This window comes from Kaistella sp. (genome assembly GCF_049588135.1).
Lineage (GTDB): Bacteria > Bacteroidota > Bacteroidia > Flavobacteriales > Weeksellaceae > Kaistella.
The window spans coordinates 1-6,542 of sequence record NZ_JBAVFG010000041.1 but is presented as its reverse complement, the minus strand read 5'-3'; the positions used below and the strand labels follow the sequence as shown (position 1 = coordinate 6,542).

The following is a 6,542-nucleotide window of genomic DNA, read 5'->3' as shown; positions in this document are numbered from 1 at the left end:
GACTTTGCCTTTTCAATGTCGTATATTTGCACTCCGAAAATTTTTGTTTTTCGGATCTAATTTTTAAACCGTAATTTAAAAAGATGAAAACATCCCATTTTAATTTTGACTTGCCAGAAGAACTTTTGGCAGAACATCCAGCAGAACACAGAGACGATGCGAAACTTATGGTTCTGAACCGTGCAACCCAAACCATAGAACACAAACATTTCAAAGATGTCGTAGATTATTTTGACGAACATGATCTTTTTATCTTTAATAATACCAAAGTTTTCCCAGCAAGATTATACGGAAATAAAGAAAAAACCGGAGCGAAAATCGAAGTTTTCCTGTTAAGAGAATTAGATAAAGAAACCCGTGTTTGGGACGTATTGGTAGATCCAGCCCGTAAAATCAGAATCGGGAATAAATTATTCTTTACCGAAGATGAAGGTTTGGTTGCTGAAGTTATTGATAATACCACTTCCAGAGGAAGAACTTTAAGATTTTTATACGATGGTTCTTACGAAGAATTCCGTGCGAAATTAAAAGAATTGGGTGAAACTCCTCTTCCAAAATATTTCAAAAGAGAAGTAGAACCCGAAGACGCAGAACGTTACCAAACGATTTACGCAAAACATGAAGGTGCTGTTGCGGCTCCAACTGCTGGTTTGCACTTTTCAAAACATTTGATGAAAAGATTGGAAATCAAAGGAATTGATTTTGCAGAAATTACGCTTCACGTTGGTTTAGGTACTTTTAATCCAATTGAAGTTGAAGATTTATCGAAACATAAAATGGAATCTGAGGAAGCCATTATTACTCAGGAGAATGCAGATATTATTAACAAAGCTGTAGAAGAAGGAAGAAGAGTTTGCGCCGTTGGAACTACGACGATGAGAACGATTGAAACTTCGGTTTCTTCTAATAAAAAAATCGGTCCTTATCATGGCTGGACCAATAAATTTATTTTCCCACCACATGAATTCGGGGTTGCCAACTGTATGATTACCAATTTCCATACGCCAAAATCTACATTGATGATGATGGTAGCAGCATTTGCAGGAAAAGATTTCCTAATGCATGCTTACGAAGAAGCAATCAAGCACAAATATAAATTCTATTCTTACGGTGACGCCATGTTGATTATCTAAGAAGTTATAAATTAAAGATTTAAAATTTTAGATTAAATTCACTTCGGTGTTTTTAATCTAAAATTTATCATTTAAAATCTAAAATCATTGTGAAAGATATTCGAACTTTATCACTCGATCAATTACAGGAATATTTCGTCTCTTTAGGCGAAAAACCTTTTCGTGCAAAACAAGTCTATGATTGGCTTTGGAGCAAAAACATGCATTCGATTGATGAGATGACGAATCTTTCTAAAGATTTGAGAGACCGTATTTCAAAAGAATACATGATTAATCCGATTTCGGTAGATCAACTTCAAAGGTCAAAAGACGGAACCATTAAAAATGGCGTGAAATTACACGACGGACTTTTAGTAGAATCTGTTTTAATTCCGACCGAAACCCGAACTACAGCTTGTGTTTCTTCACAAGTTGGCTGTTCATTGAATTGTGAATTTTGTGCAACTGCACGTTTGAAAAGAATGCGAAATCTGGAAGTCGCAGAAATTGTAGATCAAGTTGCTTTAATTGATAGACAAAGTAAATTATATTTCGACCGGCCACTTTCAAACATTGTGTTCATGGGAATGGGCGAGCCGATGATGAATTACAAAAACGTCGTAGAATCCATCAAAAAAATTACTGAACCTGAAGGAATGGGAATGTCACCAAGACGAATTACCGTTTCAACCTCAGGAATTCCGAAGATGATTAAAATGTTGGCTGATGAAGATATTCGGGTGAAATTAGCGCTCTCTTTACATTCTGCTATTGAGAAAAAGAGAAATGAAATTATGCCTTTTTCCGATAAATTTCCTTTAACCGATATCATGGATTCTTTAAAATATTGGTATGAAAAAACAGGAAACATCATCACTTTCGAATATTGCGTTTGGAAAGGAATTAATGATCAGGATGAAGATATCAAAGCATTAATTCGTTATTGCAAGCAGATTCCAAGCAAAGTCAATCTAATTCAATACAATCCAATTGGTGACGGAAAATACGACCAATGTAATAAAGCAGCAGAAGACAACTACGTGCGGCAATTAGAAAAAGCCGGAATTACCGTTCTTATTCGCAGAAGTCGAGGCGGCGATATCGATGCGGCTTGCGGACAACTCGCCAACAAAAGCAGTGAATAATGTTTTCGCACATCGGTAAAAGCAGAACACCAAAACATAACCTTGGCATTGCGTCCTTACTTTCATTTGTCGCTGGATTAGTGAATGTTGTAGGGTTTTTCTCTGTTCAGAAATTAACCACCAATGTCACCGGACATTTCGCTTTTTTTGTTGATGAGGTTTTCAAACTCAATTTCGTAAATGCCTTTCATGTTGCACTTTTTGTAATTTTCTTTTTTCTGGGCGCATTCTTCGCTAATTTTATGGTAGAAACTTATTCCCGAATTCGCGAAAGTGAAACGTATATTTTTCCTATCATTACAGAAGCAATAATTCTCGGTGTAATCGCATTTACCGGAAATTATTTAATTCAAGAAAATCCGGATGTAATCGCCTACAGTTTACTTTTTGCAATGGGAATGCAAAACTCTTTGGTCACCAGTATTTCAAAATCAATCGTTCGAACGACGCACTTAACCGGACTTTTTACCGATATGGGAATCGAATTTTCCCAATTGTTTTTCTTTAAAGATCAATTTCATAAACGCAGATTAATCAAGTCGATTAAATTAAGAATGACCATCATTTTTATGTTCTTTTTGGGTGGAGTTTCTGGCGGAGTTTTATTCGAGCACTTTGGTATAAAGTCTTTGGTATTGGGAACCGTTATTTTATTAGGAGGATTATTTTATGATTTTATGAAGATTCAGTTTCTATTATTAAAACGAAAAAAAAGTTGATTATCAAGCGAATATGAGATATGAAAATAAATATAGTTTCTAATAAAAACAAAATAAATGAAGAAGTTTTTTCTCTTATTCACAATATTCATTTCCCTGAGTTTTACTGCTCAGCAAAATGATGAATGGTTCAAAATTAGTCGTTACCGAACAGCAGTTTTAAACGATTCATTAAAAGAAAATTCTGGTTTGAACTTCTTTAATAAACGACTTTTCACCTTTAATGATAGCGGAAACAGTTCCGAAATTTTTGAAATTGATAAGGAAACAGGAAAAATTAAAAACATTTTTAAAACCAATTTAATTAATAAAGATTGGGAAGCGATAACGTCAGATTCTGAAAACTTATATATCGGTGATTTTGGTAATAATGTTGGAGCGAGAAAAGATTTAATCATCTATAAAATTCCTATTCAAGATTCTTTAGATTTAAATGGAATCAATCAAATTTCTTTCTATTATCCTGAACAAAATGATTTTATTCCAAAAAATTTAAACAATAATTTCGATGCTGAAGCCATGATTTTCCTCAACGGAAAGATTCATGTTTTCACGAAAGAATGGGTGTCGAAAGCCACAACGCATTATATTGTTGATCCAACAATTTCCGAAAACCAGCCCGCACAGAAAATCGAAAATTATTTCACAGGTTATGTCGTAACAGATGCTGCTTATTTTAATCAAAAATTATATTTAGTCGGGTACACCAAAAAAGCAGAAGTGTTTCTCACCATTTTCAATGAATCCAAATCGGGTATTTTCTTTAAGGAGAAACCAAAGAAATATTACCTAGGAAGTTCTTTAAGCATCGGTCAAATCGAGGGAATTGCAGTTGATGAGAAAGGGATTTATATTTCTGGTGAAGAATTTAATTTGCCGATTATTAAAGTAAAACCGTATTTGTACTTTATCCCTTTTGAAAAACTGAAATAAATTAATTTGAATACCCAATAAATTCTAACATATTCTTTATTTATAATTATCTTTGTTGACATTCATAAATTATAATCCTTTATTAATCATTCGTGGCGAACATCGTAGAAGAAATTAAAAAACCAATTAATGCAGAGATGAAACTTTTCGAGCAAAAGTTTTATGAATCCATGCAGAGCAATGTGGGACTTTTGGATAAGGTTACACGATTCATTGTTACTACCAAAGGCAAGCAAATGCGTCCGATGTTTATATTTCTTTGTGCAAAATTAGTAGGAGAGGTAAATGAGAAAACCTTTCGCGGTGCCTCGATGATTGAGTTGATTCACACCGCAACTTTGGTTCATGATGATGTGGTGGATGAAAGTTTTAAACGACGTAATTTCTTTTCTATCAATGCTTTATGGAAAAATAAAATTGCGGTTTTGGTGGGAGATTACCTTTTATCAAAAGCAGTTTTACTTTCTACCGATCACCAAGATTACGATTTGCTTGCCGTGATTTCCCGAACGATTCGCGAAATGGCGGAAGGCGAACTTTTGCAATTGGAGAAAGCCCGAAAGCTCGATATTACCGAAGAAGTTTATTATGAGATCATCCGTCAGAAAACGGCGACTTTAATCGCTGCTTGCTGTGAAATTGGTGTTTTATCGAATAATGTTGATGAGCATTTATCAAAAAAAATGATGGAATTCGGGACGCTCACCGGAATGGCTTTTCAAATTAAAGATGATTTATTCGATTATCTTACTTCCAATATCATCGGAAAACCTGTGGGAATCGACATTAAAGAACAGAAAATGACTTTGCCGTTGATTCAGGCTTTGCGAAACGCCAACGAAACCGACCGGAAATATTTTTTCAACACCATAAAACGGTACAACAACGACACAAAACGGGTAAAAGAACTCATCGATTTTGTGAAAAAATCTGGCGGTTTAGATTATGCGATGGAGAAAATGAAAGACTACCAACAAAAAGCAAAAAATATTCTGAACGAATTTCCCGATTCCGAAGCAAAACATTCCCTGCATTTAATGTTGGATTATGTGATTGAAAGGAAGTTTTAATTAATTTTCTTTAAGAATTTGGGTGAAATGAAAGTTTAAATATTATGTACTATAAAAATTTGTTATTTCTATAGTGAGGGTGGTTTAGGAAGTTTTTCTTGTAATAATTTCTGACTGAACAAAATTGAATCAGTTTTTTTAAATTTTAATTCTTTTTTCAGTTTCCATATTTCATTATAGAGTGAATCTTTATTTTTATTCAATTGCGAGTAATAGAAATTTTGCACTCTTTCTTTATTATCCAATTTGAAATTTATCATCTCTAAAGTTGCATCTGGAATTCTTTTATAACTATTTTTTATTTCTGTTGAATAGTTTTTTAAAATCAAATCTTTGTACTTTATAAAATCAATTTTCTCCTCGGATTTATAAAATTTATATTTCCCCGTATGACGATTTAAATAATAGTTTTCTCCATTGTTCATTATTTCTTCACAATAATATACATAATTATCATTTGTGATTTTTATTCCTGTCCTTGGATAATTCGGATTCATACTTCTCCCACGAGTAAATTCAATGAAATTCCCGTCATTTTTAGAGCAAGATATTAGAATTGCAAAAAATGCCAAAATCAATGATTTTAAAAGCAATTTTTTAAAAATGATAATTTTCATAATATATAGATAACGACAGTCTGTGAAAAAACTGCCGTTGATTAATTTCAAAAATAGCTAAATTATTTTAATTAACTTTTGTGCCTTCCAATAATTATCGGAATGTAGTTTATTCAATTTCCAAATCGGCATTATTCAACCTCAATGAATTCAAAATCACCGAAACCGAACTGAAACTCATCGCCGCCGCAGCAATCATCGGACTTAGCAAAATTCCGAAAAACGGATACAGCAATCCAGCAGCCAACGGAATTCCCAAAATATTATAAACGAAAGCGAAAAACAGGTTTTGTTTGATGTTTTTCAATAATTTCTCACTCAGTATTTTTGCTTTTGCAACACCCAAAAGATCCCCTTTGAGCAAAGTAATTTCCGAACTTTCGATGGCAATATCGGTTCCGGTTCCCATTGCAATTCCGACGTTAGATTGCGCCAAAGCTGGAGCATCATTAATTCCGTCGCCAGTCATGGCAACAATTTTTCCGGCAGCTTGAAGCCTTTTTATTTCCGTTAATTTGTCTTGAGGAAGTTGGTTTGCAAAATATTTTTTAATACCCAATTCGGCTGCGACAGCTTTTGCGGTATGTTCGTTATCGCCCGTCATCATTATGATTTCTACATTATCTTTAAGTAAAAAATCAACAGCTTGTTTGGAGGTCGCTTTTATTTTATCTGAAAAACTTAGGAATCCAAGAACGTTTTCGCCTTTTGAAAGAAACGAAACGGTTTTTGCATCATCTTGTTTTTCAACCACTTTCTGTTTGATGTTTTCCGGAATTTGAATGTTGAATTGATTTAATAATGCTTCATTTCCGAGCAAAATAATTTCAGAATTAATGATTCCTTTAATCCCTTTCCCTGAAATATTTTCGAAATTTTCTACCTTTTCAAAAGTTAAATTTTCTTTTTTAAATTCATGTAAAACCGCATTAGATAAGGGGTGTTC

At 33.5% G+C, this 6,542-nt stretch carries 7 protein-coding genes; 5 read left to right on the top strand and 2 right to left on the bottom strand.

Features of this window, described 5'->3' with window-relative positions:
• Positions 1-83: 83 nt before the first annotated feature.
• From queA to WBY99_RS02335, 5 genes are all read left to right on the top strand, one after another.
• Positions 84-1,133, top strand: a complete 1,050-nt coding sequence (gene queA, locus WBY99_RS02355) for a tRNA preQ1(34) S-adenosylmethionine ribosyltransferase-isomerase QueA (RefSeq protein WP_423974744.1) — start codon at positions 84-86, stop codon at positions 1,131-1,133.
• 89 nt (positions 1,134-1,222) lie between these two features.
• Positions 1,223-2,257, top strand: coding sequence for a 23S rRNA (adenine(2503)-C(2))-methyltransferase RlmN (rlmN, locus tag WBY99_RS02350; RefSeq protein ID WP_423974743.1), 1,035 nt, complete (start codon positions 1,223-1,225; stop codon positions 2,255-2,257).
• A complete protein-coding gene (locus tag WBY99_RS02345) occupies positions 2,257-2,976 on the top strand; it encodes a YoaK family protein (RefSeq protein WP_423974742.1) in 720 nt (239 codons plus the stop codon). Before rlmN ends, WBY99_RS02345 begins: the two co-directional genes overlap by 1 nt.
• 57 nt (positions 2,977-3,033) lie before the next feature.
• Complete coding sequence (locus tag WBY99_RS02340) at positions 3,034-3,909, top strand: hypothetical protein (RefSeq protein WP_423974741.1); 876 nt, start codon at positions 3,034-3,036, stop codon at positions 3,907-3,909.
• 92 nt (positions 3,910-4,001) lie between these two features.
• Positions 4,002-4,979: a polyprenyl synthetase family protein gene (locus tag WBY99_RS02335; RefSeq protein WP_423974740.1), complete on the top strand. Its 978-nt coding sequence runs from the start codon at positions 4,002-4,004 to the stop codon at positions 4,977-4,979.
• Between the two features lie 68 nt (positions 4,980-5,047).
• On the opposite strand, the gene WBY99_RS02330 is transcribed toward WBY99_RS02335, so the two are convergent.
• Positions 5,048-5,647, bottom strand: a complete 600-nt coding sequence (locus WBY99_RS02330; protein ID WP_423974739.1) for a hypothetical protein — start codon at positions 5,645-5,647, stop codon at positions 5,048-5,050.
• A gap of 58 nt (positions 5,648-5,705) precedes the next feature.
• A partial coding sequence (locus WBY99_RS02325; RefSeq protein WP_423974738.1) for an HAD-IC family P-type ATPase occupies positions 5,706-6,542 on the bottom strand: 837 nt, incomplete at its 5' end.

Bases quoted from the DNA above. Each gene is read 5' to 3' on its own strand.
- WBY99_RS02345 (WP_423974742.1), top strand. From the start codon at position 2,257: ATGTTTTCGCACATCGGTAAAAGCAGAACACCAAAACATAACCTTGGC.
- WBY99_RS02340 (WP_423974741.1), top strand. From the start codon at position 3,034: ATGAAGAAGTTTTTTCTCTTATTCACAATATTCATTTCCCTGAGTTTT.
- queA (WP_423974744.1), top strand. From the start codon at position 84: ATGAAAACATCCCATTTTAATTTTGACTTGCCAGAAGAACTTTTGGCA.